Origin of the sequence: Aestuariivita sp., assembly GCF_049276915.1 — a bacterium.
In the GTDB taxonomy this organism is placed as follows: domain Bacteria; phylum Pseudomonadota; class Alphaproteobacteria; order Rhodobacterales; family Rhodobacteraceae; genus Aestuariivita.
Genome location: NZ_JBASXK010000060.1, coordinates 1 through 26,944 on the forward strand (window position 1 = coordinate 1; position 26,944 = coordinate 26,944).

At 62.2% G+C, this 26,944-nt stretch carries 22 protein-coding genes and 1 tRNA gene; 8 read left to right on the forward strand and 15 right to left on the reverse strand.

Translation table 11 applies throughout. The annotated features are described in order from the left end of the window. Nucleotides 1-9: 9 nt before the first annotated feature. From WAO69_RS06270 to WAO69_RS06280, 3 genes are all read right to left on the reverse strand, one after another. Nucleotides 10-84: transfer RNA gene (locus WAO69_RS06270), tRNA-Gln, on the reverse strand. A gap of 78 nt (nucleotides 85-162) precedes the next feature. After that, entirely contained in the window at nucleotides 163-1,494 is a 1,332-nt protein-coding gene (locus WAO69_RS06275; protein ID WP_422177197.1) for a mechanosensitive ion channel domain-containing protein, read from the reverse strand. Between the two features lie 65 nt (nucleotides 1,495-1,559). Then, entirely contained in the window at nucleotides 1,560-2,555 is a 996-nt protein-coding gene (locus WAO69_RS06280) for an NADPH:quinone reductase (RefSeq protein WP_422177198.1), read from the reverse strand. A gap of 91 nt (nucleotides 2,556-2,646) precedes the next feature. On the opposite strand from WAO69_RS06280, the gene WAO69_RS06285 reads away from it, so the two are divergent. After that, nucleotides 2,647-3,555: a haloalkane dehalogenase gene (locus tag WAO69_RS06285; protein WP_422177199.1), complete on the forward strand. Its 909-nt coding sequence runs from the start codon at nucleotides 2,647-2,649 to the stop codon at nucleotides 3,553-3,555. Nucleotides 3,556-3,577: 22 nt separating this feature from the next. Here WAO69_RS06285 and WAO69_RS06290 read toward each other — a convergent pair whose 3' ends face one another. Continuing rightward, nucleotides 3,578-4,036, reverse strand: a complete 459-nt coding sequence (locus tag WAO69_RS06290; RefSeq protein ID WP_422177200.1) for an SH3 domain-containing protein — start codon at nucleotides 4,034-4,036, stop codon at nucleotides 3,578-3,580. Nucleotides 4,037-4,210: 174 nt separating this feature from the next. On the opposite strand from WAO69_RS06290, the gene WAO69_RS06295 reads away from it, so the two are divergent. From WAO69_RS06295 to WAO69_RS06315, 5 genes are all read left to right on the forward strand, one after another. After that, complete coding sequence (locus WAO69_RS06295) at nucleotides 4,211-5,197, forward strand: 2-hydroxyacid dehydrogenase (protein WP_422177201.1); 987 nt, start codon at nucleotides 4,211-4,213, stop codon at nucleotides 5,195-5,197. Nucleotides 5,198-5,241: 44 nt separating this feature from the next. Continuing rightward, nucleotides 5,242-7,029 (forward strand): gamma-glutamyltransferase, encoded by a 1,788-nt coding sequence (ggt, locus tag WAO69_RS06300; RefSeq protein ID WP_422177202.1) that lies wholly within the window; start codon nucleotides 5,242-5,244, stop codon nucleotides 7,027-7,029. Nucleotides 7,030-7,140: 111 nt separating this feature from the next. Beyond that, nucleotides 7,141-8,544, forward strand: coding sequence for an FAD-binding oxidoreductase (locus WAO69_RS06305; RefSeq protein ID WP_422177203.1), 1,404 nt, complete (start codon nucleotides 7,141-7,143; stop codon nucleotides 8,542-8,544). Between the two features lie 183 nt (nucleotides 8,545-8,727). Further along, nucleotides 8,728-11,226, forward strand: a complete 2,499-nt coding sequence (locus WAO69_RS06310; RefSeq protein WP_422177204.1) for a GcvT family protein — start codon at nucleotides 8,728-8,730, stop codon at nucleotides 11,224-11,226. After that, nucleotides 11,219-11,986 carry a hypothetical protein gene (locus WAO69_RS06315; protein ID WP_422177205.1) on the forward strand — a complete coding sequence of 256 codons (768 nt, stop codon included), beginning with the start codon at nucleotides 11,219-11,221 and terminating at the stop codon, nucleotides 11,984-11,986. Before WAO69_RS06310 ends, WAO69_RS06315 begins: the two co-directional genes overlap by 8 nt. 21 nt (nucleotides 11,987-12,007) lie before the next feature. Here WAO69_RS06315 and WAO69_RS06320 read toward each other — a convergent pair whose 3' ends face one another. The 4 genes from WAO69_RS06320 to WAO69_RS06335 form a co-directional block, all read right to left on the reverse strand. Continuing rightward, on the reverse strand, nucleotides 12,008-12,391 hold the full coding sequence (locus tag WAO69_RS06320; protein ID WP_422177206.1) for a diacylglycerol kinase: 384 nt from the start codon (nucleotides 12,389-12,391) through the stop codon (nucleotides 12,008-12,010). 112 nt (nucleotides 12,392-12,503) lie between these two features. Continuing rightward, nucleotides 12,504-13,163 (reverse strand): DUF938 domain-containing protein, encoded by a 660-nt coding sequence (locus WAO69_RS06325; RefSeq protein WP_422177207.1) that lies wholly within the window; start codon nucleotides 13,161-13,163, stop codon nucleotides 12,504-12,506. After that, entirely contained in the window at nucleotides 13,160-14,239 is a 1,080-nt protein-coding gene (locus WAO69_RS06330) for an NAD(P)/FAD-dependent oxidoreductase (protein WP_422177208.1), read from the reverse strand. Before WAO69_RS06330 ends, WAO69_RS06325 begins: the two co-directional genes overlap by 4 nt. Next, nucleotides 14,236-15,171 carry an aldo/keto reductase gene (locus WAO69_RS06335; RefSeq protein WP_422177209.1) on the reverse strand — a complete coding sequence of 312 codons (936 nt, stop codon included), beginning with the start codon at nucleotides 15,169-15,171 and terminating at the stop codon, nucleotides 14,236-14,238. Before WAO69_RS06335 ends, WAO69_RS06330 begins: the two co-directional genes overlap by 4 nt. A 134-nt stretch (nucleotides 15,172-15,305) precedes the next feature. Between WAO69_RS06335 and WAO69_RS06340 the strand changes: the two genes are divergently transcribed. Both WAO69_RS06340 and WAO69_RS06345 read left to right on the forward strand, forming a co-directional pair. Continuing rightward, nucleotides 15,306-15,722, forward strand: a complete 417-nt coding sequence (locus tag WAO69_RS06340; protein WP_422177210.1) for a hypothetical protein — start codon at nucleotides 15,306-15,308, stop codon at nucleotides 15,720-15,722. A gap of 3 nt (nucleotides 15,723-15,725) precedes the next feature. Then, on the forward strand, nucleotides 15,726-16,958 hold the full coding sequence (locus WAO69_RS06345; RefSeq protein WP_422177211.1) for an HlyD family secretion protein: 1,233 nt from the start codon (nucleotides 15,726-15,728) through the stop codon (nucleotides 16,956-16,958). A 91-nt stretch (nucleotides 16,959-17,049) separates the two neighbouring features. Here WAO69_RS06345 and WAO69_RS06350 read toward each other — a convergent pair whose 3' ends face one another. The 7 genes from WAO69_RS06350 to xdhA all read right to left on the reverse strand — a co-directional run bounded on the left by WAO69_RS06350 (nucleotide 17,050) and on the right by xdhA (nucleotide 26,389). Beyond that, nucleotides 17,050-18,123 (reverse strand): BMP family ABC transporter substrate-binding protein, encoded by a 1,074-nt coding sequence (locus WAO69_RS06350; protein ID WP_422177212.1) that lies wholly within the window; start codon nucleotides 18,121-18,123, stop codon nucleotides 17,050-17,052. 30 nt (nucleotides 18,124-18,153) lie between these two features. Next, the gene (locus tag WAO69_RS06355; RefSeq protein ID WP_422177213.1) at nucleotides 18,154-19,074 is read right to left on the reverse strand and encodes an ABC transporter permease; all 921 of its coding nucleotides are present in this window, start codon (nucleotides 19,072-19,074) and stop codon (nucleotides 18,154-18,156) included. Next, nucleotides 19,074-20,156: an ABC transporter permease gene (locus WAO69_RS06360; RefSeq protein ID WP_422177214.1), complete on the reverse strand. Its 1,083-nt coding sequence runs from the start codon at nucleotides 20,154-20,156 to the stop codon at nucleotides 19,074-19,076. Before WAO69_RS06360 ends, WAO69_RS06355 begins: the two co-directional genes overlap by 1 nt. Nucleotides 20,157-20,258: 102 nt before the next feature. Next, the gene (locus tag WAO69_RS06365; protein ID WP_422177215.1) at nucleotides 20,259-21,776 is read right to left on the reverse strand and encodes an ABC transporter ATP-binding protein; all 1,518 of its coding nucleotides are present in this window, start codon (nucleotides 21,774-21,776) and stop codon (nucleotides 20,259-20,261) included. Further along, entirely contained in the window at nucleotides 21,773-22,735 is a 963-nt protein-coding gene (xdhC, locus tag WAO69_RS06370) for a xanthine dehydrogenase accessory protein XdhC (protein WP_422177216.1), read from the reverse strand. Before xdhC ends, WAO69_RS06365 begins: the two co-directional genes overlap by 4 nt. Next, complete coding sequence (gene xdhB / locus WAO69_RS06375) at nucleotides 22,728-25,031, reverse strand: xanthine dehydrogenase molybdopterin binding subunit (protein WP_422177217.1); 2,304 nt, start codon at nucleotides 25,029-25,031, stop codon at nucleotides 22,728-22,730. The genes xdhC and xdhB overlap by 8 nt, the downstream gene beginning before the upstream one ends. Next, complete coding sequence (xdhA, locus tag WAO69_RS06380) at nucleotides 25,028-26,389, reverse strand: xanthine dehydrogenase small subunit (protein ID WP_422177218.1); 1,362 nt, start codon at nucleotides 26,387-26,389, stop codon at nucleotides 25,028-25,030. The genes xdhB and xdhA overlap by 4 nt, the downstream gene beginning before the upstream one ends. Nucleotides 26,390-26,944 lie beyond the last annotated feature (555 nt).

Consider the following 26,944-nt stretch of genomic DNA (forward strand, 5'->3'; position numbering starts at 1 on the left):
AGAGAGTAATGGCTGGGATGGTAGGATTCGAACCTACGGTACACTGTACCAAAAACAGTTGCCTTACCACTTGGCTACATCCCAACTGTGAGCGGCTAATTACGCGCGTCTGGGCACCTGTTCAAGACCGATTCTAAGGAAAATGTGTGTGAATCTGCCCCGTCATTCCGGACGAAGGGTTTTTCGGGTCAGAAGGTCGTCTTCCTGCAGCTCTTCACGTTCGGCGTTGACGATGCGCTCAAGGGCGGCTTCGTCGCTGGCCTGAACGTTCTGCGCTTCAAGCTCGGGCGGGCTGGCGGAGGGGTGGGGCGAAGAGGTCTCGGTCTTCGCAGGTGCGGGCTGGCCCTCGCCGACACCCACGACACGCAGGGTGGTTTCGGGCATCACGATGCCTGCGGCATCGAAGGCACCCAGGCACAGACGCCAGGCTTCGCTGCGGGCCTTGAGAAAGCTGGTATCATGTTGCGCGATCCAGGCGGCCACCTTGATGATGACGGCGCTGTCGCCCAGTTCTTCGATCCAGACGGATGCTTCGGGGGTCTTCAGCACGAAAGGCAAGGCCTGAACCGTCTCGAGTGCCAGAGCCTGCGCCGCGGCCAGATCGGTCGTATAGGCGACACCCAGATCGATCACGAACCGCCTCTCGTCATTGCGGGTATAGTTGATGATCCGGCTTTTGAAGACCGTGGAATTGGGAATGCGGATATGGTTGCCGTCGAAACTCAGCAGGATGGTCGCGCGGCTGGTCAGGCGGATGACCTTGCCGATATCGCCTTCGATCTCGACCGTGTCATTGGGTGCAAAGGGTTGGCGGATGGACAGCATGATCGAGGCGATGAAGTTCTCGACCGTGTCCTTGACTGCAAAACCGATGGCAAGGCCGACAATCCCGGCGGCACCCAGGATCGTCGATAACAGCGCTGCCGCCCCGAGGATATCCAGCGCGACCACAAGGCCCGCCACCACAAAGGCCAATCGCAGGATCTGGCGATAAATGTCCGCGATGAAGGCATTCGGTGCCAGCCGATCCCAGGGCTGGCGCATCCGTGCCAGCAAGAAGCCGGCAAAGACCACCAGAAGAAAGGCCGAGGCCGCGACTGCTGCCAACGGCAGAAAGGCCAGCAGTTGCGTCAGTCGCGCCCGGAAGCGATCCATGGCCGGATTGAGCCGCTCCACAACATCGGTGGTTTCGGTGACGGTGTTGTCGATGGCCACCACGCCTTCGACCCGGCCAACCAGTTCGGTCAGCCGCGCCGCGCTGGCCGTGTCCAGCGTTGTGCCGCGCAGCCTGACAATGCCGGATGAGACGGTGACCGTGATATCTTCATAGCCGTCAAGTTCGCCCAGGATATCACGGATGCGCACCGCGATGGCCGCATCCTGCGCCGCACTGTCCTGAACGCCAATGGTTCCGGTGGGTTGCAGATCGGTTTGGGCCAAGGCCGCGATGGGCAAGCAGAGGCAGATCAAAACGCAAAAGGCGACGCGCCGCATGACATTCATCCTCGGCTTGGGGTTCGCGCCAGCTTAGCGCGCGCAGGGATATTGGCAAATGGGTGTCAGGCGCGCGCGGTTTTCACCAGAATGGCACCGTTGCGATGTCCGGCTTCAACCGCCTGATGGGCAGCGGCAGTCTGGCTGAGTTCGAACACCTCCTGCACCGGGCAGACCAATGCGCCTTCCGTCAAAGCCTCGTGAAGTCGGGCGATGCAGGCCTGCCGCTGATCCCATGTCTGGATGTAGATCAGCGCCATTTCCAGTGTCACGGCTTTGAACATCAAGGGCATGAAGGGCATCACCGGGGCCGGCTCCAGAGCCGAGCCATAGGCGCAGAGGCTTCCGTTTTCAGCGATCACGGCCGCGTTGGTTGCGATGTTGAGGCCGAACTCGGGCTCGATGATGCGGTCAATGGGGGTGCCGGCATTGGCCTCAAGGATGGCTGAGGCCAGGTCGGGCTGGGTGAAATCGACCACCCGATCGACACCCAATGCGCGCAGCCGATCTGCGCCGGCACCGCGTGCGGTGGCGATCACCCGCGCGCCGCCCCACAGCGCGAGTTGCACAGCAAGGTATCCCACTGTTCCGGCAGCCCCTTGAACAAGAACTGTCTTGCCCGCCACCGGACCGCCATTGAAGACCGTGTGGCAGGCGGTCAGGCCGGGAATGCCCAGAACAGCACCGGTTTCAAGATCGACGCTGTCAGGCAGGGTGACGGCCTGTTCGGTTGGTAGCGTGATGTCTTCGGCGCATGTGCCAAAGCCGCGCCGCCACTGACCGTTCCAGATCCAGACCCTCTCGCCCATGCGGGTTTCTGGAACGCCTTCGCCCAGAGCGGTGATCACGCCGGCCCCGTCGCTGTGCGGAATGATCTGCGGATAGGGCGGCTTGAGCACACCGGGGCGATTACCGGATCGCGCCTTGACGTCGGACGGGTTCACCCCGGAATAGCTGAGCGCAACGCGCACTTCGCCCGGACCGGGTGCCGGTGAGTCGAGGTCTGCCTCGCGCAGAACATCCCTTGCTGCTCCGAATGCCGAATATATGATCGCCCGCATGCCTGTACTCCCTGAGCTTGGTGCCGTCACGTTCCCTCTGGTGCGGCTGCCTGATGCGCGTAGCATGAGAGCAAATGCGAAAGGAAGTGGGATGAAGATACTGCGCACGCCCGATGCGGCATTTGACGGGCTCAGGGACTATCCCTTTGCGCCCAATTACACCGAGGTTGCAGGCGGGCAGGGGACCGGATTGAGGATCCATTACCTGGACGAGGGGCCGCAAGACGCGGCTCCGGTTCTGTGCATGCATGGAGAGCCGACCTGGTCCTATCTCTATCGCCACATGATCCCGGTGTTCACGGGGGCGGGACACCGGGTGGTGGCGCCTGATCTGATCGGCTTTGGCAAATCCGACAAACCGGCGCAGCGCAGTGATTACACCTATGAGGCGCATGTTGCGTGGATGACCCAGTGGCTTGTGGCGCTTGATCTAAGGGGGATCACGCTGGTCTGTCAGGACTGGGGCGGTCTGATCGGCCTGCGTCTGGTGGCCGCGATGCCCGAGCGGTTCGATCGGGTCGTGACCGCCAATACGGCCCTGCCAACCGGGGATCAGCCCATGGGGCCGGCCTTTGAAAGCTGGCGCGCCTTTTCACAAGAGGTGCCGATCTTTCCCGCCGGGCGCATCGTCTATGGCGGCACCGTCTCGAAAATCGATCAGGACGAAATCGCTGCCTATGACGCGCCCTATCCCGATGAAAGCTACAAGGCCGGCGCGCGCCAGTTTCCGACGCTGGTGCCTTCGACGCCGGATGATCCGTCCTCGGCGGCCAACCGCGCCGCCTGGGAGGTGTTGCGCGGTTTCGACAAACCCTGGCTCACCGCCTTTGGCGCAGATGACAAGATCATGGCCGGAGTGGACAAGCTGTTTCAGAAGATGATTCCGGGCGCGGCGGGTCAGCCTCATCGGCTCATACCGAATGCCGGGCATTTCCTGCAAGAGGACGTGGGGCCGCAACTGGCCGAACTGGTCAACGCGTTCATTGCCTCGACCCGCTGAACCGGCGGGCCCAAGGGGTGATCTAGTCGCGCTGCTCGCCCGGTTGCACACCCCAAAGCGCATCTTTGGGTGCCCAGCCGCGATACCCGCCGGCGCTCAGGCGGCACCACTGTTCGTCGCAATCGCCCAGTCGGGCGATCACGCCGATCTCGAAAGCTGCGACCGCGGGTGAGGAGGCATCCGGGCGGGCATGCACCGTCAGCATGTCTTTTTCGACCATCACCGTGCGGGCTCCTGACAAGAGCGCATAATGCACCCAGCCGCCCTGTCCGTCGCGATCCTGAACGCGCCGCCAGTGGCCGTGCTCGGCTGTGATGCGCAAAGGCATGTCGCGGCGCGTGAACACCCAGTCAATGCGGTGCGACAGCGATGGTCCGCGCCGGGCATTCCCTTCGGCGGCTTTCATCGACACATAGCGTGGAAGCGGCAGCTTGGTGATCGGCCCGCGCATGATCTCTTCTGCCACGGCACTGGTTGCCATCAACAAAGCGAATGCTGCAACGCCCACTTGTGCAATACGCGAAATACGGCCTGTCACTGTCTGCCTCGGTGTGTTTGTTCTGCTCTTTTTGCCTGCGGGGTTCTTGTGCCCCGTCACGGTCTGCGCCACCATGACACGCAACGGATCAGTTTGAAAAGCACGAGAGGAATATCTGTGCCAAGAGAACCGCTAAGTGTTGTCGTGACGCGACGGTTGCCCGAACCGGTAGAGACCCGGTTGAAGGAGTTGTTCAACGTGCGACTGCGCGATGATGACACGCCCATGACCCGAGAAGAGCTTATCGAGGCCGTGCGCACGGCAGATGTGCTGGTTCCCACGGTGACGGATACGATCGATGCCGGGCTGATCAGCCAAGGCGGAGAAAAGCTCAAGCTGATCGCCAATTACGGCGCGGGTGTCGATCATATCGACGTCGCCACCGCGCGCCAACGCGGGGTTCTTGTCTCGAACACACCGGGCGTACTGACGGATGATACCGCCGACATGACCCTGGGTCTGATTCTTGCGGTCACGCGGCGCATGCCCGAAGGTCTGAGCCTGATGCAAAAGGGCGAATGGGACGGTTGGGCTCCAACCGCTTTGCTGGGCGGTCGGATCTCGGGGCGGCGTCTGGGTATCCTCGGGATGGGGCGGATCGGTCAGGCGGTGGCGCGGCGCGCATCGGCCTTTGGCATGCAGATCCACTATCACAACCGTCGTCGTTTGCGCCCCGAAATCGAGGAGGCCCTGCAGGCTACCTATTGGGACAGTCTGGATCAGATGGTCGCGCGGATGGATGTGATCAGCGTGAACTGCCCGTCGACACCATCGACGTTTCATCTGATGAATGCCCGTCGCCTCAAGCTGATGAAGCCCGAGGCGGTCATCGTGAACACGTCGCGTGGCGAGGTTATTGACGAAAACGCGCTGACCCGGATGTTGCGCGCCGGCGAGATCGCGGGGGCTGGGCTGGATGTTTATGAACACGGCACTTCGGTCAACCCGCGCCTGCGCGAGCTGCCCAACGTGGTTTTGCTGCCGCATATGGGATCTGCCACGATAGAAGGGCGGATCGAGATGGGTGAGAAGGTCATCATCAATATCAAGACCTTCGAGGACGGCCATCGCCCGCCCGATCAGGTCGTTCCCTCTATGCTGTAATGCAGTGCCGGCGGCTGCGGCTGCCCTATTCAGGAGGACTTTGCATGTTCCAGCGTTTGGCAGGACTGTCTCTGGCTGTGCTGATGGCCGGCCCCGGTCTGGCACAACAAGCGGCGGACGCAGTTGCACCCGAAGCCGGGACACAGGGCGTCACGGCCTTGAGCAACCCCGAGATCGCAGCCGCCTATGCGGCGCGCGCCGCCGGTCAGCCCGTACAGGCCGAGACCTGGATGGTCGCCGCCGCGAACCCGCTGGCGGTCAGCGCGGGTGCCGAGGTGTTGCGCAATGGGGGCAGTGCTGCGGATGCCATGATCGCGGTGCAGGTGGTTCTGGGTCTGGTCGAGCCGCAATCCTCGGGCCTTGGCGGTGGTGCATTTCTGGTCTGGTATGATGCCGCCTCCGGAGAGCTGACGACATTGGACGCGCGTGAGACCGCGCCTCTGGCCGCCACGCCTACTCTGTTTCAGGATGAGACCGGTGAGCCTCTGGGTTTCTTTGATGCGGTTGTCGGGGGGCGCTCGGTTGGCACGCCCGGCACCCCTGCCTTGCTGCAAGAGGCGCACAGACGCTGGGGCAAAGCACGCTGGCCGGATCTGTTTCAGGCGGGGATTGCCCTTTCAGAGGAGGGCTTCGCGGTCTCGCCCCGCTTGGCCGGACTGGTCGAGAGCGACGCCGAACGTCTGGCGCGCCGGCCGCAGACAGCAGCCTATTTCCTGCCCGACGGATCTCCGGTCCCGGCGGGCGCGATCCTGCGCAATCCGGCCTATGCCGCGACTTTGCGCGCATTGGCCACAGAGGGCGCGGCTGCGTTCTATTCCGGGGCCATCGCGGCGGATATCGTGCGGGCCGTGCGGGACGGGCAAGGCAATCCCGGAGTCCTGTCCGAGACTGATCTGGCGCTCTATCAGGTGCGCGAGCGTCCGCCGGTCTGTGTGAGCTATCGCGGGCATGACGTCTGCGGGATGGGTCCGCCCTCGTCCGGAGCGCTGACGGTCGGACAGATCCTTGGCATGCTGGAAAGCTATGATCTGGCCGCGCTTGGTCCGGGCAGCGCCGATGCCTGGCGGTTGATCGGCGATGCCTCGCGCCTGGCTTTTGCGGATCGCGGTCGCTATATGGCCGATAGCGATTTTGTCCCGATGCCCACCAAAGGCTTGTTGGAACAGGCGTACCTGGCGCAACGGGCCAGCCTGTTGGCAGGCGATGACGCGCTTCCCGAAGTGGCTCCGGGGAGCCCGAAATGGGATCATGCGCAGCTTTTGGCGGATGATGTCTCGATCGAGCTGCCGTCGACTTCGCATATCTCGATCGTGGACGGGCAGGGCAATGTGCTGTCGATGACCACGACCATCGAAAACGGCTTTGGCTCGCGCCTGATGGTGCATGGCTTCCTGTTGAACAACGAGTTGACGGATTTCTCGTTCCGCACCCATAGCGACGGGGTGCCCATTGCAAACCGGCTTGAGCCGGGCAAACGCCCGCGATCTTCCATGTCACCGACGATCGTTCTGAAAGACGGCGCACCGGTACTGGCGCTTGGATCCTCGGGCGGTAGCCGGATCATCGGGCATGTGGCCCAATCCATCATTGCCTGGCTTGACTGGGGCATGAACATTCAGGAGGCGATCGCTCTGCCTCATGCGATCAACCGGTTCGGCACCTATGATGTCGAAGAAGGGACAGAGGCCGAAGCTTTGAAGGCCCCCCTCGAAGCGCTGGGGTATGAGGTTTCGGTCCGTCAGCTGAACTCGGGGCTGCACGCGATCGCGATCGCCGACGGGCTGCACGGTGCGGCTGATCCGCGCCGCGAGGGGATCGCTCTGGGCAAGTAGGGCCGGGGTTTTCCGGCGCGCTGATAGGGCGTTCATAAACATCACATTTTCAGCCCTTGCGCCTCCCGGCAGGGCGGGCATGATGGCGCGCAGCCATGGGAGGACATGACGATGGTTCAGGCCACAGCACTGCCGCGAAATGAAACGGGCATCGAAACGGCATTGGGTATTCTCAAGCAGCGTTTTGGCGAGAAGTTTCATACGGGTCAGGCGATCCGGGAACAGCATGGCCATACCACGACATGGATCGCCAACCAGGCGCCTGATGGGGTGGTTTATCCACAAGATACCGCTGAGGTGTCCGAGATCGTCAAGATCTGCGCCGAGCACAAGGTGCCTGTCATTGCCTTTGGAACCGGCACGTCTCTGGAGGGGCATATCAACGCGCCCGCCGGGGGTATCTCGGTTGACATGTCCGAGATGAACAAGGTCCTGAAGGTCTATGCCGAGGATCTGCAGGTGGTCGTTCAGCCCGGTGTGACACGCGAGGATCTCAACACGCATCTGCGCGACCAGGGCCTGTTTTTCCCGATCGATCCCGGTGCCAATGCCTCATTGGGAGGCATGACGGCGACACGGGCTTCCGGCACCAACGCGGTGCGCTATGGGACGATGAAGGACAATGTCATCGCACTGGAAGTCGTGATGGCCGATGGTTCGGTGATCCGCACGGCAAGCCGCGCCAAGAAATCATCCGCGGGATATGATCTGACGCGGCTGATGGTGGGATCGGAAGGTACATTGGGCCTGATCACCGAGATAACCCTGCGCCTGCAGGGCATTCCGGAAGCGATTTCGGCAGCGCGCTGTTCCTTTCCCAGCGTTGGAGATGCCTGCAAGGCCGCGATGATGGCGATCCAATACGGTCTGCCCATCGCCCGCATCGAGCTTCTGGATGCGCTGAGCGTGCGCGCGATCAACACCTATTCCAAGCTGGCCCTGCCGGAAGAGCCGTTGTTGCTGCTGGAGTTTCATGGCTCGGAAGCGGGCGTGGACGAGCAGACCGAGATGTTCCGCGCGATTGCCCAAGAGGTTGGCGGCACGGGCTATGAAACGGCTGCGAATGCCGAAGAACGCAACCGTCTGTGGAAAGCGCGCCATGATGCCTATTGGGCGATCCAGACCCTGCGCCCGGGCACACAGGCCTTTGCCACGGATGTCTGCGTGCCGATTTCCCGGCTGGCCGAATGCGTGCAGGCCAGTCAGCAGAAGCTGGCCGAACTGGAGCTTTTGGGACCGATTGCGGGCCATGTGGGGGACGGGAATTTCCATTCCGCCCTGCTGGTGGATATGGACGACGCCGGTGAGCGCGCGCGCGCGGAAACATTCGTCGGCTGGCTGAACGATCTGGCGATCTCGATGGAGGGCACCTGTACCGGTGAGCATGGGATCGGGCAGGGGAAAATGCCCTATCTGGAACGCGAGCTTGGAGCGGCGACGGCCTATATGGGTGCCATCAAGCGGGCGGTGGACCCCGACAACATCTTCAATCCGGGCAAGATCATCACGGTCTGATCCGCGTCTGCGCCTCGGGCAGCTGTGGGGCATTCCGTATTTTCAGCAAGAAGAAGGGGCGCGATTTGCGTCTCAGGAAGGGCGCGCGTCGTATTTGTGCATTGGCATGTCGGCTTGCTTTGGCGGCCCGTATGATTTCGGCCTAAAACAAAAGCGCAAACACGCTCTGAGGGAGTCGCATCCATGAAAACCCATGTCAAAGCCCTAGTCGTCGGGGGTGGTGCCGTCGGCACATCGATTGCCTATCATCTGGCGCGGTTCGGCTGGGAGGATGTGATGCTGCTGGAGCGCGATGAGCTGACCTCCGGCTCGACCTGGCATGCGGCCGGATTGCTGCCCTATTTCAACATGTCCTATGCCACGACGCATATTCATGACTATTCGATCAAGTTCTACAAGACGCTGGAAGAAGAAACAGGTCTGAATGCCGGTTTTTCCGTCGTTGGCAATCTGCGCATGGCGCAAAGTCAGGCGCGCATGGATGAGTACATGCTGTATGCTTCGACAGCGGAAACCTGTGGCGTTCCCTATGAATGGATGAGCCCGGGCGACATCAAGGAACGCTTTCCCCTGGTGCGTACCGAAGATCTGGTGGGCGCGATCTACCATCCCACCGATGGCTATATAAACCCGGCCGATGTGACCATGGCGATGGCCAAGGGCGCGCGTCAGCGCGGCGTGGTGATCGAGCGGAAATGGCAGGTGGATGCCTATCACTGGACGGGGACGCACTGGGATGTGACCTGCACCAAAATGGTCGAAAAGGGTGGCAATCTCGTGCCCTCTGATGAGCAGATCGTCATTCACGCCGAGCATGTCGTGACAGCAACCGGCAACCATGCGCAGCGCACCGCGAAACTGCTGGGGATCAAGATCCCGGCGATCCCGGTCGAGCACCAGTATATCGTCACGGAACCCGACCCCGCGCTGGTCGAGTGGCGCAAGAGCAATGGCGAGCACCCGGTGCTGCGCGATGCCGATGCCAAATGGTATGTCCGTGAAGAGCGCGGGGGCTGGATCCTCGGACCCTATGAAAAGAACGCGCCCGCGCGCTTTCTTTATGATGTGCCCGAGAGCTTTCGGGCGGATCTGTTTCCTCTGGATCTGGAGCGGATCGAAGAGGAATACATGTCGATGATCCACCGCATTCCGTCTTCGGAAGAGGTGGGGCTGAAGGATGATTACAACGGGCCCATCTGCTATACTCCGGACGGCAACCCCTTGCTGGGGCCGGCACCGGGGCTGCGCAACATGTGGCTGGCGGAAGGGTTCTCGTTCGGGATCACGGCTGCGGGCGGCACCGGGCATTATCTGGCGCAACTCATGGTCGAGGGCGAGGCCGAGATCGACATGGCGAGCCTCGATCCCAAACGCTATGGCTCGTGGATGACGACCGAATATGCCGCGCGCAAGAACGAAGAGGCGTATGATCACGTCTACATTCTTCATCACCCGGATGAGGAACGCCCTGCCTGCCGGCCTCTGAGGACCGCCCCTGCCTATGATCGCCAAAAGGCGCTGGGCGCGCAGTTTGGCCATGTGAACGGCTGGGAGCGGCCCAATTATTATGGGCCTTTGGATGCGGATGACAGTTTTGATCATGACAGCCGGTCCTTCCGGCGCGGCGGCTGGTGGGAGTATGCGCGGGCCGAGGCAGAGGCCGTTCGCAACGGCGTCGGTCTGGTCGATGCAACGGCGTTCACCAAACATGTGGTCAAGGGGCCCGGCGCGACCGCGTTTCTGGATTGGTTCACCTGTAACAAGCTGCCCTCGGTGGGGCGGATCAACCTGACCTATGCGCTGACCGATCATGGCACGACGCGGACGGAATACACCATCGTGCGGCTGGGGCAGGACGAATACTATCTGGTATCCGCCGGGGCCTGGACGGCCTATGACGCGGATTATCTGAAGAAAGCGGCCGAGGACAAGGCGGCCGAGTTCGGATGTATCGAGATCCAGGATGTGACCACGCAATGGGGCGTTTTCGCCATTGCCGGACCGAAGTCACGCGATGTTCTGAACGAGATCGTCAAGGATGGCGATCCTGAAACGGTTCTGTCCAACAAGCGGTTTCCATGGTTGAGCATGCGCAATATCGAACTGGGCATGTGCCCGGTGCGCGCCATCCGCGTGGCCTATACCGGCGAGCTGGGGTGGGAATTGCATCACCCCATCGAGATGCAGAATTACCTGTGGGACCAACTGCTTGGCGCGGGCGAAAAGCACGGGCTCAAGCTGGTGGGTGCCCGCGCGCAGAACTGGTTGCGTCAGGAGAAATCCTATCGGGCCTTCGGCACCGAACTGGGGCGCGACGCGACACCGCTTGAAGCGGATTTGCCGCGCTTCGTGGATCTGTCCAAGGAGTTTCACGGCAAGGCCGCACTTGAGAAGACAGGTGTGCGGGTCAAGTGCTGCACGTTTCTGATCGACGGGCCCGAGGATGCCGATCCCTGGGGGCGCGAAGTGCTTTACAATGGCGACACGCGGGTGGGCCGCCTGACGTCGGGGGGCTATTCGGTGGCCTTCGGCAAATCCATCGGCATGGGCTATGTCAGCCCCGATCTGGCTGTGCCGGGAACCCGGCTGAAGGTGAAGATGTTCAACCAGTTGTGGGATGCCGAGGTGGTTGAGGATTCACCTTACGATCCCAAGAACGAGGTAATCCGCAAAGATGGGTAACGTCCGGCGGCGGGCGGTGCTGGCGCTTTTGGTGCTGGCTCTGGGCTTTTTTTATCGTCACAACCCTGTAACCGGCGCGGCGCAGGCCTATGCCGAGGAGATCGCCACCGCATCGGCAGCCACCTATGTCAGCCTGCGGGTGCTCAATGCGTTCTTGTCCACCGCGCAGGAGATCGAGCTGGGCGGCTCGCTGGGCGTGTCGGCCAATGCGCAGCCGCTGAAGATTCTGGAGCCGATCGATGACACGATCGAACGTATCGCCGGGCTGATCTTTGGCGTGATGGTAGCGACCGGCGTCCTGGCGGTGGCGATGGGGCCGGTGAGCGCTGTGGGCTGCGCATTGGCGGCGCTGGCGGCTGTGGTCTGGCTGATGCAGTGGCGCGGCGGCGGCATGGACGTACTTGCGCGCAAGTTGGTGTCTTACGGCGTGTTTCTGGGACTTGCCCTGCCGGTAGCCTTTGTGGTGACCGCCCAGGTGGCTGACCGCATGACTGACGCCGCTTATGAGAGGTACACGGAGATCGTGGCCCAGATCACCGATAGCGTCGGCGCGGATGATCTGGCCGCAAATGACGGGATCTGGCGCGAAGTGGATCGCTATCGCACGCTGGCGACGCGCATCTACGCCGATGCCGATACGCTGATCCAGAGCTATATCGCGATCCTTGCGGTCTATGCGTTCCGCGTCTTTGTGCTGCCTCTGCTGATCCTTGGCGGGTTTTTCGTTCTGGCCCGCCATTTTGCCCGGCCGCACGCGTAATGCGGGACTGGTCCCGCCGCGCTAGAGTGAAATCACCCCGAATTTGTTCAGCACCAAGGTGCCCCAGACCGCCAGCGGAAACAGCGCGGCCAGCAGCACGGCGGCTGATCCCAGATCCTTGGCGATGCGGGAAAGCTCGTGGTGTTCCAGACCAATGCGGTCGACCACGGCCTCGATTGCCGAATTCAGGATTTCCACGATCATCAGGAACAGGATGGAGCCGATCAACAGGCCGGTTTGCGCGATGCTGTCTGCGATCCAGAACGCAAGCGGGATACCTGCGATCAGTAGCAGGGTTTCCTGCCGGAACGCCTGTTCGCGCTGCCAGGCATCCCGCAGGCCGACCTGAGAGTTCCTGAGCGCTGCCCATAGCCGGGCTACCCCGGTCAATCCTTCTGGTTTCATGTGCTCCTGCATCGCGTCTTGTGCCGATCAACGGCTATGTTAGCGCCAAGAGGCGCTTATAGAAAGACGCCGGTTCAGGCAGGCGGCGCTGCCCGGTGAGCGCTGTTCTTGTTCAGGCGCGCTCGGTCAGGATGGCGAGATTGTTGGCCGGCATCTCGACGACGTCGCGTACCCTCAGCCCGGCATCCCGCATCCAGCTTTGCACGTCGATGTCATTCTTGTAGCCGATGGCCGGATCGCTTGCAGTCAGGCTGGCGTGAAAGCTGCGGTCTCCATCCGAGGTGAGGTCTCCAGAGCGCATGAAGGGGCCGTAGAGAACGAAGCGGCCCGTCTTGGTCAGGGCCTGGGCGACTTCACCGATCAGGGTCTGTGCCTCGGGCGCGCTGATCAGGTGCAACAGGTTGATCAGCACGATCAGGTCGGCGGACTGCTGTTTGCCCCATCCGGGGTGGGTGGCGTTCAGGGGTTTTGCGGGCAGGACATTGGGAAGATCGGCCTCGGCTGCATGGGCTGCATGGGCTGCGATGCTGGACAGGCGGTCTGGCGCGACTTCGGTGGGTTGCCAGTTCAGGCTTGGCATGGCGCGTGCAAAAGCCATGAGGTGCTGGCCTGTCCCGCTTGCCAGTTCCAGCGCGATCCCCGAGGCCGGTGCAATGCTGGTCAGCAGATCGGTGATGGCCGCAGAGTTCCTGGCCGCGGAAGGGGCGTGCAGTTTGCCGCCTGCCTGTTCATGGGCAACGGATGCTGTCGGGGGCAACGGGCGCTGGCTCATGCGCGCAACCGGTCCGGTGTCAGTGCGACGACGGTTGCGCCGTCAAGCTGTGGCACCCGCCCTGCGACCAGATCCGCCACAAGTTGCGAGGCCGCGGGCGCGGTCTGAAAGCCGTAGCCGCCTTGCCCGGCGACCCAGATGAAATCGCGGGTCTCGGGGTCGGGCCCCAGAACCAATGCGCGGTCCGGGCTGAAGCTGCGCAGACCGGCCCAGCTGGTTTCCAGGCGGGTGACAGGTTCGCTGACCATCTCTTCATAGCGCGCTAGGCCCTCGGCCAGCACCATGTCATCGGCCCATGCGTCATGGGGGTGCGTCGGATGTTCTTCGGCCGGAGAAACCAGCCATTTGCCGGCATCGGGCTTGGCATACCAGGTTTCGCCCGCACCCATCAGCATGGGCCATGTGCTGACATCATGACCGCCAGGTGCAGGCAGGCGCGCCATGGAACGGCGGTTGGGGGTGATGCCGATCGCCTCGATCCCGGCCATCCGTGCAATCGGATCGGCCCAGGCCCCGGCAGCATTCACGATGTTTCGGGCGTCATAGGTCTGGGTGCCCGCAGTGACGCTCCAGCCGGTATCGCTGCGCGTGATGCTGGTGACCGGTGCTGCGGTCACGACCGTTCCGCGGTTGGCCCGAATGGCCTTGGCGAAATCCTGGATCATCCGGTCCGTGTCGATGTCCCAGGCCGAGTCGTGATACCCCGCATGCGCCACGGTGTCCGGGTTGAGGATGGGCAGCTTCGCGCAGGCCTCCTCCAGGGACAGACGGTCAAGGCCAAGGTCCGTGACGTCATGGGCAAAGCTGTCGGCCTGATCTGCGCGCGCCACAACCAAAAGCCCGCGCGGCGAGAGATAGCCGCCATTGGCCGTGCGGTGATACTCGCCCGATGCAATGTTCAGAGCAACGGTTGCAGGCAGACCATAACTGGCCTCATAAAGTGCCGCCGATCGACCCGAGGCATGATAGCCCAAGGCCGTTTCGCCTTCGAGCAGCGTGACCGTTCCCAGTTCGGACAGCCGCGCGCCGACCGAGACCCCGGCAATGCCGCCACCGATGACCAGGAAATCAATCATAGCTGTTCTTCGATCCGGTCCGTGGGCGGAGGCGGGGTGGGGCTCAGCGCACTCAGGCGCGCATAAAGAGCATCGTCCATCTCGAAATCCAGCGCGGCAAGCGAGGGGGGCAGTTGCTCGGTCGCACGGCCCGAGATTATGGGCATCGGCCGCGCGCTGTGGCGCGCCACCCAGGCCACGGCAAGCGTGGCCGGGTCGGTGTTCAGCTCGGCTGCGACTGTTGCGAGATTGCGGGCTGTGTCATGCATCCACTCTGGCCCATAGCGCGCGGCATATCTGTCATCTTCGCTCAGTCTTCCGGCACCACCGCTGGTATATTTGCCCGTCAGCAGGCCGCCACCAAGGGGAGAGTAGGGCGCAACGCTGATCTTCTGATCGACGCTCATCGGCAAAAGCTCGACCTCGACCTGACGTTTGACAAGGTTGTACATCGGCTGGATCACATCAATCGCAAGATCGAATTCCGCAGCGACGGCCTGCGCCTTCATGACCTGCCAGGCGGCGAAATTCGACACGCCGATATAGCGGATCTGGCCTGCCTGTTTCAGAGTGGCGAGCGCCTCGATTGTTTCGCGCAGATCGGTGTCGCCATCAAACAGATGCAGGTACAGCAGGTCGATACTGTCCATGCCCAGCCGCGCGCGACTTTGATCGAACTGCGCGCGGATGTTCGCGCCTCCCGAACCACCGGAATATCCGACCTTGGAAGCGATGATCAGCGCCTCCCTCTCGGGTGCGGCAAACCTGCCCAGCAGGGTCTCGGATTCACCGCCGGTATAAATCCAGGCGGTGTCGAAATGCGTGATGCCAGCCGCGCGGCAGGCGTCATACATCGCGCGCGAGGCGTTTGCGTCGGCGCGACCTCCGAACTGCATCGTGCCAAAGACAAAGCGACGCGTCGGGGTGCCGTTCAGGGAAACCAAATCAGTCATTCGCGCACAGTGCCATGTCATGCAGGCGGACGAAAGTGGGTGTGTTTGCTCTGTCGGATTGCAGTTTCATCACGCAATCAACATAGTGAGGTCAGATCAGACGATTTGGACAGCTTGAACAAAAGGAGCAAGTCTTGGAAAACCCGGCCATTCATCCCATGGCGTCCGATCATCTGCCCCCGTTCATCGGAACGGCAGATGGCGGCGATTTTCTGTTCAGCGTGATGGTCGTGTTCACCATCGGGCTGATCCTGGCTATCGGAGTGCTTTACCTGCGGCTCCATGCCCTGCCCGAACAGTTGGCGCATAGCGGCAATCATTCGCAAAAGCAGGTGATCGGTATTCTCGCGCTGCTTGCCTTGTTCACGCATAATCATCTGTTCTGGGTGCTGGCCTTGCTGGTGGCGGCGTTCCGCATGCCCGACTTCCTCACGCCGCTGTCGTCGATCGCGAAATCGCTGGCCGTCATGTCGGGGCGCAATCCAACCGCGGATGATCCCGACCCTGCGTCCCGGCCCGCAGGGTCCGCACCGCAAAGCGGGGGACACTGATCCATGCTGGAACTAGCTGTTTGCGCGTGTTTCACGCTGCTGCCGGATTATCTGTTTCGCCGCTATGTTCAGGGCAAGCGGATCGGGCAAGAAATCAATTTCTTCACCATGTGGTACGAGCTGCGCTGGGGCATTGTGACCTGCCTCATGGCGACGATAACCATCATTACGCTGGTGTTTTACTACCACCCCTCGACACAGGCGGTCAGCTCGTATTTCCGCACGGTCACGATCCTGCCGGAAACGCCCGGGCGGGTCACCGAGGTGTATGTCACCAACAATCAGGGGGTCGCAGCGGGTGATCCGATCTTCCGGCTGGACTCGACCAGCCAGGACGCCGCCGTCGTGAGCGCCCAGCGGCGTGTGGAGGAGGTGAACGCCCAGCTTGCGGTATCTGGCGCTCAGGTGGCCTCTGCACAGGCGACGGTCGATCAGGCCACTGCAGCCCGCGACCTGATCAAAGAGGACTTTGATCGCAACAACGAACTGCTGGAACGCGGATCACCTGCGGCCAACCAGGCCGAGGTCGACCGCCTGGCCAATCGATTGGCCGAGCGCGAAGCACAGCTTGAGGCCGCGCGGGCCAATCTCGAGGCGGTGCGCGAGAACATCGAGATCGTTCTGCCGGCACAGCGTGCCAGCGCCGAGGCGTCGCTTCGGCAGGCCGAGGCCGAGCTGGCAAAGACATTGGTTGTTGCCGGTGTGAGTGGACGGGTCGAGCAGTTCAGCCTGCAGGTCGGCGATTACGTCAGCGCGATCCTGCGTCCGGCCGGGATCCTGGTCCCGTCCGGCTCGGGTCAGGCACGGTTTCAGGCGGGCTTCAACCAGCTGGCAAGCGGGGTTCTCAAGCCCGGCATGGTTGCGGAAATCGGATGTATGCCGCGCCCCTTCACGATCGTGCCGATGGTGATCGTGGCGGTGCAGGATGTCATTCCTTCGGGACAGTTCCGCCCCAGCGATCAACTGCTGGACCCGCAAAACAACATGCGCCCCGGCTCCATCATCGCCTTTCTGGAACCGCTCTACGAAGGCGGTATCGACGATCTGCCCCCGGGCAGCAATTGTCTGGGCACCGCCTATACCAACCATCACGACCTTCTGGTGCAAGGTGATCTGAATCTGGGGACCTCGATCTTCTATCATGTCGTCGACACCATCGGCATAGTGCATGCCGCCGGACTGAGGCTGAGGATGTTGCTGCTGCCGGTGACGTCTCTGGTGTTGTCCGGGCACTAGCCGCGCCCGGGTGCCCGGTCAGATCAGCTGACCAAGCGCATAAAAAAAGCCCCGCATGACGCGGGGCTTTTTCGTCCCGAGAGGACAAGGATCAGTTGGGAACGTCGCCAACGATGCCTTCGACATAAAAGTTCATGCCGGCCAGTGCTCCGTCGCCTGCCACTTCACCCTCTGCCAGCCAGACAGAACCGTCCTGCTTGTTGATGGGGCCGGTGAAGGCGTGATACTCGCCCGACGCCAGCGCCGCTTTCAGCGCCATTGCCTCTGCCTTGACTTCGGCAGGCACTGCGTCGGTGATCTCACCGATGCCGACCATGCCTTCAGAGATACCGTGCCATGTGTCCACGCTCTCCCATGTTCCGTCCATCACGGCGCGTGTGCGGGCGATATAGTAAGGGGCCCAGACGTCCAGAATGGCGCTGACACGCGGGAAGGGCGCGTATTGCGACATGTCAGAAGCCTGACCAAAGGTGACAACACCACCGGCTTCCTGAGCGGCGGCATGCGGTGCCGTGGAATCGGTATGCTGCAGGATGACATCCGCACCCTGTTCGATCAGAGCCTTGGCGGCATCTGCCTCCTTGGCGGGATCAAACCACGTATAGACCCACACGATGCGGAACTCGACATCGGGGTTGGCTTTCTTGGCGTGCAGATAGGCCGAGTTGATGCCGCGGATCACTTCGGGGATCGGGTAGGAGGCGATATAGCCAATGATGTTGGATTTTGTCATCGAGCCCGCGATATGGCCTTGAACGGCACGGCCTTCATAAAAGCGCGCCGAATAGGTCGAGACGTTGTCCGCGCGCTGATAGCCGGTGGCGTGCTCGAATTTCACATCCGGGAACTTCTTGGCAACGTTGATCGTTGCCTCACCAAAGCCGAAGGATGTGGTAAAGATCAGGTCCGCACCATCCAGCGCCATCTGCGTCAGCACACGCTCGGCATCGGGGCCTTCGGCGACGTTTTCGACGAACACGGTCTCAACCGCATCGCCGAACTCGGCTTCGAGCGCCTTGCGGCCCTGATCGTGGGTAAATGTCCATCCGCCGTCACCGACTGGACCGACATAGACAAAACCCACCTTGGTCTTGTCTTGGGCAAAGCCTGCTGTGGCCAGCCCCAGAGCCACCACGGCCCCGGTCAAAATAGTCTTCAGTTTCATTCAGGTTTCCCCCAGGTTGGTTATTGGCCTCTAGTTCGAGGCGTGGAAAATCCGACCGAGTGCTGCAGGAGACCTGCTTTTGTCGGCCGAAAGAATGACAAGCACCACGATTGTGATAAGATATGGAGACATTGCCAGATACTCGACGGGAATGGCAACGCCCGCTGCTTGCAAATTCAGCTGCATGACGGTGACTCCGCCGAAAAGATAGGCACCCAGCAGGGCGCGCCAGGGTTTCCAGCTGGCGAAGACAACAAGTGCCAGGGCGATCCAGCCCACACCCGCGGTCATGCCCTCGGTCCACTGCGGCACCCGGATCAGGCTGATATATGCGCCCCCCAGCCCCGCACAGGCCCCGCCAAAGAGAATCGCCATCACCCGGATGCGCACCACCTTGTAGCCCAGCGCATGGGCGGCATCATGGCTTTCACCCACCGCGCGCAAGATCAGACCGGCACGGGTGAACCGCAACACGGCCCAGACGGCCGCGGTCAGCGCTATGCCGAAATACAGCACGGGATCATGGGAAAACAGAATCGGCCCCACCACCGGCAGATCGCTCAGTACCGGCAGATCAAGGCGCGGGGTCGCAGGCGGTTTGACCCCGACATAGGACTGCCCAAGCAGGGCTGACAACCCAAGACCGAAAAGCGTCAGGGCCAATCCCGAGGCCACCTGATTGGCCAGGGCATATTGCGTGAGAATGACAAAAAGCAGCGACAGAACCGCCCCCCCGATCGCGGCCGCGACAAAGCCGAAAAGCGGCGAGCCTGATTCCACCGAAATCGCAAAGCCGCAGATCGCGCCGACGATCATCATGCCTTCAACCCCAAGGTTGAGAACGCCTGCCTTTTCGACCACCAACTCGCCAATCGCGGCCAGCAGGATGGGCGTGGCCGCCACCATGAGCGAGGCCACCAGAAGAACCGGGTTGATTGAACTCAGATCCATCACGCCACCTCCCGTGCGCTCAGACGCACCCGATAATTTGTCAGCAGATCAAAGGCCAGAAGGAAGAACAGAAGCATCCCCTGGAAAACCTGGATCGCCGCCGCCGGCAATCCCAGCTGGCTTTGGGCGATCTCACCGCCGATATAGGTCAGCGCCATCAACAATCCGGCCAGCAGGATACCCACCGGATGCAGACGTCCCAGAAAGGCCACGATGATCGCGGTAAACCCATAGCCGACGTTGAAATCAATGGTGATCTGGCCGGCTGGCCCCGAGGCTTCGAACATCCCCGCAAGACCTGCCAGAGCCCCCGAAGTCCCCAGGCAGAACAGGATCAGGCGCGCGGGATTGACCCCGGCAAAGCGCGCCGCACGCGGTGCCTCTCCGGTCAGCCGAATATGATAGCCCAGCATATGCCGGTTCAGCAGGACATAGGCAAAGATCACGGCGATGAACGCACTCACCACGCCCCAATGCATACCCGATCCGGCGATGATCTCGGCGTTATGGGCGCTGGCATATTGCTGCAGATTGCGAGAGCCGGGAAAGCCGAACCCGTCGGGATTGCGCAGCAAACCCAGCGCGACCGAGGCCAGTAACTGCTCGGCCACATAGACCAGCATGAGCGAGACAAGGATCTCGTTGGTTCCGAACCGCACCTTCAAAAGCGCCGGGATCATCGCCCAGGCCATGCCGCCTACGGCTCCGCCCAGCACCATCAGGGGAAAGATGTACCAGGCCTCGAACGGATAGAACGCAAGGCCGATGCCGGCCCCCACGATTGCACCGATGATGTATTGCCCCTCGGCCCCGATGTTCCAGATACCGGCACGAAACCCCAGGGACAGGCCAATCGCGATCAGGATCAATGGTGCCCCCTTGATCAGCAACTGCGGGCGATAAAAGAACGAGAACTCACCAAACAGCGGATCCCAGAAAATCACCCGGATCGCGGTCACCGGATCCTTGCCCAGAAGCGCAAACAGCAAACCGCCCGCAACCATCGTGGCCAGCACAGCCACCACGGGCGTCGCCGCTGACCAGAACCGCGAGGGCTGAGGCCGTTTCTCCAACCGCATCATGTCGCGCACTCCTGCTGCTTCTTTCTGGTCAAAAGTACCCCGGTGCCCGGCCCGGTGCCCGCACCCGGCCGGTTTCTCCGGGGCAGGGGGCGCGATCGCTGCTCAGACATGCGCCACCTCCATGCCATGGGCACCACCCATCATCAGCCCGATCTCATCGACCGTCAGCTCGGCGGTGGGTCGGATATCCGACAGCCGCCCTTCGTTCAGCGCGGCAAACCGACCGGATATCTCCATCAACTCATCCAGGTCCTGGCTGATCACCAGGACGGCGGCCCCATCTGCGGCAAGATCCAGAATGGCCTGCCGGATCGAGGCCGCAGCCGAGGCGTCCACGCCCCAAGTCGGTTGATTGACCACCAGCACGGAGGGGTTTTGCAGAACTTCCCGCCCGATGACGAATTTCTGCAGGTTTCCGCCAGACAGGGAGCGTGCCGCATTGCCCGGTCCGGGCGTGCGCACGTCAAAGGCCTCGATGATGGCCTGCGCGAAACTGCGGGTGTCGCCCCATTTCAGAAAGCCGTTTGATGTCAGGTTCTTGCGTACCGCACCGGTCAGCAGCGCGTTTTCCGTCAGGCTCATGTCGGGGGCGGCGGCATGGCCCAGGCGTTCCTCGGGCGCTGCCAGCAGCCCTAGCTTGCGACGCGGATTTGGCCCCAGATGGCCGATGGGCTGGCCGTTCAGCTTGATGGCATCCGCCGTGCTGCGGATCTCACCCGAGAGCGCCGAAAGCAACTCATCCTGCCCGTTTCCGGCCACGCCGCCGATACCCAGCACTTCGCCCTGTTGCAGGGTAAGGTGGATGTTCTTCAGCGACGTTCCGAATTCCGTGGGCGATCTGACCGACAGGCCGGTGATATCCAGCGCCACCTCCCCCAGGGTGTGATCGCGTGGTGTCGGCGTTTTCAGGGCCATGCCCACCATCATCTCGGCCATTTCACGCGCCGTGGTCTCGCGCGGGATACAGGTGCCGACAACCTTGCCCAGACGCAGGATCGTGGCCGCGTCACACAGCGCGCGGATCTCTTCGAGCTTGTGCGAAATATAAAGGATCGCCGTGCCCTCGGCAGACAGTTTGCGCAGTGTCTGAAACAGGATCTCGACCTCTTGCGGGGTCAGAACCGAAGTCGGTTCATCCATGATCAGCAGCTTGGGATCCTGCAAGAGACAGCGAATGATTTCAACGCGTTGCCGCTCGCCCGCCGAGAGGTCCCCAACCACGCGGAACGGGTCCAGCGGCAGGCCGTAGGTCTCCGAGACCTCCCGGATGCGCCGCGCCAGATCACGAATTGCGGGCGGGTTTTCCATGCCCAGAGCGATGTTCTCGGCCACATTCAACGCATCAAACAAAGAGAAGTGCTGGAACACCATCGCGATGCCATCGGCGCGCGCCGAGCGCGGCTCGGGGGGGGCGAAGCCTGTGCCGCGCAGGGCCATGGTGCCGGCGTCCGGTTTGACCAGGCCATAGATCATCTTGACCAGTGTCGACTTGCCCGCGCCGTTTTCGCCCAAAAGCGCATGGACCTCCCCCACACCGATGTCAAAGGACACATCCGAATTGGCCACCACGCCGGGATAGGCCTTGGTCAGCCCCCTGATCGACAAAAGGATGTCACTCATGCCCGTTGCTCCTTGTTCTGTGCCGGAGTGTCGTGGCGCGCCAACAGGGCCTGCGTCACGCCGATCGCGATTTCTGCGGGATGCTTGCCAAGGGCGGGATCGCCGATGGGGCAGGTGATACGGGCGATGCGGTCGGCACTGTGCCCCAAAGCCGCCAGCCGGTTGCGAAAGCGCGCCCATTTTGTCTCGGACCCGATCAGCCCGGCAAAGGCAAAGGGCTGGTTCAGCACGCAATGGCACAGCTCCAGATCATACTCGTGATCCGGCGTCATGATGTAATGGAAAGCCTCGGGTGGCGCGCCGGCCATCACCTCGTGGGGCGGGCGGTCGGTGATGCAGGCGACACAGGCAGGCAGATCCGCGATCAGATCCGCGCGCGGGTCCGCCACGATCACCTCCACATCCGGCAGCATCGCCATGACTCTGGCAAGGGCATTGCCCACATGACCCGCGCCATAGATGTAGACCGGCAGCCTGTCGCGCCAGAGCTGTTCGATCAGCCAGCCGTCCGAAAGCTGTGTTCTGACCTCCTCCGAGCGGTCTGCGGCCCGCATCAGCGCGCGGCGCAGCTTTGGCGGCAAGGGGGCATCTCCCTCGACCCGCCGGACATAGAGCCCGGCGAATTCGAATGTCCCGTGATCGAACACGGCGCGCAGGCGCGGCGCGTCCCAGATTTCCGTCACCAGGGTAACGCTACCGCCGCAGCACTGTCCCAGCGAAGGCCCCAGCGGCTGGCGCAGTACCCGGATTTCCGCGTCGCCCTGCAGCATCTCGCGGGCCCGGGCCGTCGCGTCATATTCCAACCGGCCCCCTCCGATGGTGCCGATGATCCTGTCGGGACAGACCAGCATGGCCGTTCCCGCCTCGCGCGGGGTCGAGCCTTTGTGATCCGTGATGACGACCCGGGCAATCCTGCCCTCGACCTCGACGGCATCGTGCAGGGCATTCAGATCAAGCATCGCGGCGGACCCGACCACAGGCGCGCCAGACCTCTTCTGCCGTGGCCGGTGCATTCAGCGCAGGATAGGCAGTTCCGCAGGCCGAAACCGCATGGCTGAGTGCCAGATAGGCGGATATCCCGAGCATGAACGGCGGCTCTCCCACGGCTTTCGAGCGGTAAATCGTCTCTTCCCGGTTCTCACCGGACCAGAGCGCGACATTGAAGATGTCCGGGCGATCCGAACAGGCCGGGATCTTGTAGGTGGAAGGGGCATGGGTGCGCAATATGCCGCGCGCATCCCAGACCAGTTCCTCGGTGGTGAGCCATCCGGCCCCCTGGACATAGGCCCCCTCGACCTGCCCGATATCCAGTGCCGGGTTCAGCGAGGCCCCCGCATCATGCAGCAGATCGGCGCGCAGAATGCGGTTCTCGCCGGTCAGAGTATCGATCACCACTTCGCTCACCGCCGCGCCATGGGCAAAGTAAAAGAATGGGCGTCCCTTGCCCCGGATACGATCCCATTCCAGCTTGGGTGTCTTGTAAAATCCGGTGGCAGACAAGGACACGCGTCCCATCCAGGCCGCTTGCGCCGCATCGGCGAAATCCATCACATCATCGCCCACATGGACCTTGCCCTCTGCAAAGCGCACCTGGTCGGGTGTGGTTTGATGCTGGCTGGCCAAGTGGTCGGCCATGCGGTCCCGGATCGTGTCACAGGCCGCCTTGACCGCCATTCCGTTCAGGTCCGACCCCGAGGATGCGGCCGTGGCCGATGTGTTGGGCACCTTGCCGGTATCCGTGGCGGTGATCTTGACCATCTCGATGGGGATGGCGAAACGCGCGGCCGCAACCTGCGCGACTTTCTGAAACAGGCCCTGACCCATTTCTGTGCCGCCATGGTTCAGATGGACCGATCCGTCCTGATAGACATGCACCAGAGCGCCAGCCTGATTGAGATGTGTCAGGGTAAAGGAAATCCCGAACTTCACCGGCGAAAAGGCGATGCCTTTCTTCAGAACCGGGTTGCGCGCGTTCCAGTCTTCCACCGCGGCGCGCCGCTGGTGATAATCGCAGCTTTGCAAAAGCTGCTCGGTCATTTCATGCAGCTCGAAATCGGTCACGCGCATCCCGTAGGGCGTCACTCCCGGCTTCGCGCCCCGCGCCACGGCCGCGGCGGACGGGTAGTAATTCGCGCGTCGCACCAAAGCCGGATCCAGTCCCAGCGCATGGGCCACATGATCCATCACCCTCTCGATTCCCACCATGCCCTGTGGTCCGCCAAAGCCGCGATAGGCGGTGGCACTGCACATGTTGGTCCTCAGGCGGTGGCTTTCGATGCGCATGTGATCGATGCAATAGGCATTGTCGGAATGCAGCATCGCCCGGTCCGCGACCGGCAGGGACAGGTCCATTGACCAGCCACAGCGCGTGTATTGATGAAACGATACCGCGCTTATGCGGCCCGTGTCGTCATGGCCCACGTCGTAATCAATACGGAAGTCATGACGCTTGCCGGTGATGATCATGTCATCGTCGCGGTCATAGCGCATCTTGCAGGGTTTGCCGGTCAGCCGCGCGGCCACCGCGCAGGCAATGGCCAATGCGTTGCCCTGGCTTTCCTTGCCGCCGAAACCGCCGCCCATGCGCCGCGTCTCGACACGTACCGCATGCATCGGCTGAGCAATCGCATGGGCGACCTTGTGCTGAATTTCGCTTGGATGCTGGGTCGAGGAAAAGACATGCATATCGCCATTGTCCTGGGGCCAGGCCATCGCGGCTTGTCCTTCCAGATAAAAATGCTCCTGCCCGCCCAGGTTCATCCGGCCCGACAGACGCATCGGGGCGGCCTCCAGCGCCTCAAGGGTCGACCCCTTCTCATAGATGCGTGGCCCGTCTTCGAACCGGCTGTCCGCGGCCAGAGCCTGCTCGATGGTCAGGATCGGGACGTCTTCCCGAATGGCGACTTTGGCCAGCGTCGCCGCCTTGCGTGCGGCCAGATGACTGCGCGCGATCACCAGAAACAGCGCCTGGCCGGCAAAATGCACATCCCCGGTCGCCAGGAGAGGCTCATCATGGTTGGACGGAGAGGTGTCCGCGTCAAACTCCAGATCAGAGGCGGTCAGCACCGCCACCACACCGCGCGCGCGCCGCACCGGCTCAAGGTCCATCGTCTCGATCGTGCCGCGTGCCACCTTGGACAGACCGAATGCCAGGTGCAGCGTGCCCGTCGGTGCCGGGATATCATCGACATAGCGCGCCGCACCCGTCACATGAAGTGCCGCGGCATCATGGGGCAGGGGTTTTGCCACGCTCACGGCGTCACCTCCAGAACCGAAATCACCGCGCCCTGATCTTCCAGCCAGCAGCGCATCAGCAGCGCCTGCGCCGTTTCCAGCCTGTAATCCGCCGAGGCGCGCATATCGCTCAGCGGCGTAAAGTCCTGATCAAAGGCGTTTTGCGCGGCCATCACGGTCGCCTGTGTCCAGGGCTGGCCGTTCAGCGCGGCTTCGACATGGGCGGCACGCTTGGGAATACCGGCCATGCCGCCGAAGGCGATGCGCGCTTCGGTCACTGTGCCGTTCTGCACCGTTATGTTGAAGGCGCCGCAGACCGCCGAGATATCCTGGTCAAACCGTTTGGATATCTTGTAGACCCGCAACCGGTCCGGCTGGTTCGGGATCGTCACGGCCTCCACGAATTCACCGGGTGCCCGATCCTGCTTGCCGTAGTCGATGAAGAACGCCTCGATCGGCATCTCGCGACGCGTATCGCCCTTGCGCAGGTGCAACCTGGCCCCCAGCGCGATCAGCGCGGGCGGATTGTCTCCGATGGGCGAGCCATTGGCGATATTGCCTCCGATCGTGGCCGCATTGCGCACCTGAAGCGAGCCATACCGGCGGATCATCTCGGCATAGGAGGGATGCCGCGCGGCCATGGCACCATGCACCCTATCCATCGTCACCGCCGCGCCGATGCGCAGACCGGCGTCTGTTTCTTCGATCTGCTGGAGATCGCGGCAGCCGCTCAGGAAAGCCACATCGCCCAGATCCCGCAATCCCTTGGTCACCCAAAGCCCCACATCGGTCGCGCCGCCGATCAGCGTGCCATCGGGATGCGCGCTGTACCATGCCGCCAGCGCGTCGGCGCTCCGGGGCAAGGCCGGTTCTGCGCTATGTGATCCGGGTGCGACATCCGTCATCCAGACCGGCACCGGCTCTGCCGCTGCGGCCTCTGCTGCGCGCACGATCGGCGCATAGCCCGTACAACGGCACAGATTGCCCGCCAGCGCGTCGTCGAAATCGCCTTGGCCATTCAGATGCGCGCAGGCCATCGAGGTGATGAAGCCCGGCGTGCAAAATCCGCATTGGGATCCGTGATGTCGGATCATCGCCGATTGCACCGGGTGAAGCTCACCGCCGGGGCCGCTGACCCCTTCAACGGTCCGCACGGCTTTGCCCTCCAACTGAGGCAGGAACAGGATACAGGCGTTCAGAGTGCGCGCTCCATCGCTGTCCGACACGATCACCGTACAGGCTCCGCAATCGCCCTCGTTGCAGCCCTCCTTGGTGCCTGTCAGGCCACGCTCTTCGCGCAACCAGTCCAGAAGCGTCATCGTCGGGGATGTACCGGCCACATGGGCAGTCTCTCCATTCAGAAGAAACGTGATGTCCATTTGGTATACCCGTCGCGGTACAATGTTTGGCCCTGATCGTGCGGCCCCGATGCGACGTAGGGACGGCACTGGCGCGTTCCAGCCTGCACAGGTTAGAAAGCAGGCAGTTGATCTTGCAAGAAAAAGCATTGCTGCGTCTGCATAATCTGTGCCCCATCGCCCGAAATGCCGTCAAGAGCGGCCAGAGGGAAACATCGCAAAAACCGGTGTTTAGGGCGTTCGGCTTGCCTTGCCTGCGCGAAATAGCTTCAAATTTTGCCAGAGAATGCGTTTCGTCCTGATCACCGTGTTTTACGCATCTGATGCGGTCAGGGGTATGTGATGGGCGCGATCCGCAGTCATCGCCCGGTTCAACGCGGTGCGCATGCGTGCCCCATGCGCACAAGCTATCCGATGGCAGAAAATCCGCAAGGTGCACCATCAAGACACTTGATCGATGGCAAAGACCCGGCCAGTATCAAGGGACTGGACGGTCGCCTAATCGACTTCCCCTGAATACTTATTTCGTGCCCGTCTCTTTTTTATCGGCATGGCGGTCAGGTTGTCTGGCCCTGC

What these genes read in the sequence shown, in the direction of transcription:
- WAO69_RS06275 (WP_422177197.1), bottom strand. Translation starts at nt 1,494, where the DNA reads ATGCGGCGCGTCGCCTTTTGCGTTTTGATCTGCCTCTGCTTGCCCATC.
- WAO69_RS06280 (WP_422177198.1), bottom strand. Translation starts at nt 2,555, where the DNA reads ATGCGGGCGATCATATATTCGGCATTCGGAGCAGCAAGGGATGTTCTG.
- WAO69_RS06285 (WP_422177199.1), top strand. Translation starts at nt 2,647, where the DNA reads ATGAAGATACTGCGCACGCCCGATGCGGCATTTGACGGGCTCAGGGAC.
- WAO69_RS06290 (WP_422177200.1), bottom strand. Translation starts at nt 4,036, where the DNA reads ATGGCAACCAGTGCCGTGGCAGAAGAGATCATGCGCGGGCCGATCACC.
- ggt (WP_422177202.1), top strand. Translation starts at nt 5,242, where the DNA reads ATGTTCCAGCGTTTGGCAGGACTGTCTCTGGCTGTGCTGATGGCCGGC.
- WAO69_RS06305 (WP_422177203.1), top strand. Translation starts at nt 7,141, where the DNA reads ATGGTTCAGGCCACAGCACTGCCGCGAAATGAAACGGGCATCGAAACG.
- WAO69_RS06310 (WP_422177204.1), top strand. Translation starts at nt 8,728, where the DNA reads ATGAAAACCCATGTCAAAGCCCTAGTCGTCGGGGGTGGTGCCGTCGGC.
- WAO69_RS06315 (WP_422177205.1), top strand. Translation starts at nt 11,219, where the DNA reads ATGGGTAACGTCCGGCGGCGGGCGGTGCTGGCGCTTTTGGTGCTGGCT.
- WAO69_RS06320 (WP_422177206.1), bottom strand. Translation starts at nt 12,391, where the DNA reads ATGAAACCAGAAGGATTGACCGGGGTAGCCCGGCTATGGGCAGCGCTC.
- WAO69_RS06325 (WP_422177207.1), bottom strand. Translation starts at nt 13,163, where the DNA reads ATGAGCCAGCGCCCGTTGCCCCCGACAGCATCCGTTGCCCATGAACAG.
- WAO69_RS06330 (WP_422177208.1), bottom strand. Translation starts at nt 14,239, where the DNA reads ATGATTGATTTCCTGGTCATCGGTGGCGGCATTGCCGGGGTCTCGGTC.
- WAO69_RS06335 (WP_422177209.1), bottom strand. Translation starts at nt 15,171, where the DNA reads ATGACTGATTTGGTTTCCCTGAACGGCACCCCGACGCGTCGCTTTGTC.
- WAO69_RS06345 (WP_422177211.1), top strand. Translation starts at nt 15,726, where the DNA reads ATGCTGGAACTAGCTGTTTGCGCGTGTTTCACGCTGCTGCCGGATTAT.
- WAO69_RS06350 (WP_422177212.1), bottom strand. Translation starts at nt 18,123, where the DNA reads ATGAAACTGAAGACTATTTTGACCGGGGCCGTGGTGGCTCTGGGGCTG.
- WAO69_RS06355 (WP_422177213.1), bottom strand. Translation starts at nt 19,074, where the DNA reads ATGGATCTGAGTTCAATCAACCCGGTTCTTCTGGTGGCCTCGCTCATG.
- WAO69_RS06360 (WP_422177214.1), bottom strand. Translation starts at nt 20,156, where the DNA reads ATGATGCGGTTGGAGAAACGGCCTCAGCCCTCGCGGTTCTGGTCAGCG.
- WAO69_RS06365 (WP_422177215.1), bottom strand. Translation starts at nt 21,776, where the DNA reads ATGAGTGACATCCTTTTGTCGATCAGGGGGCTGACCAAGGCCTATCCC.
- xdhC (WP_422177216.1), bottom strand. Translation starts at nt 22,735, where the DNA reads ATGCTTGATCTGAATGCCCTGCACGATGCCGTCGAGGTCGAGGGCAGG.
- xdhA (WP_422177218.1), bottom strand. Translation starts at nt 26,389, where the DNA reads ATGGACATCACGTTTCTTCTGAATGGAGAGACTGCCCATGTGGCCGGT.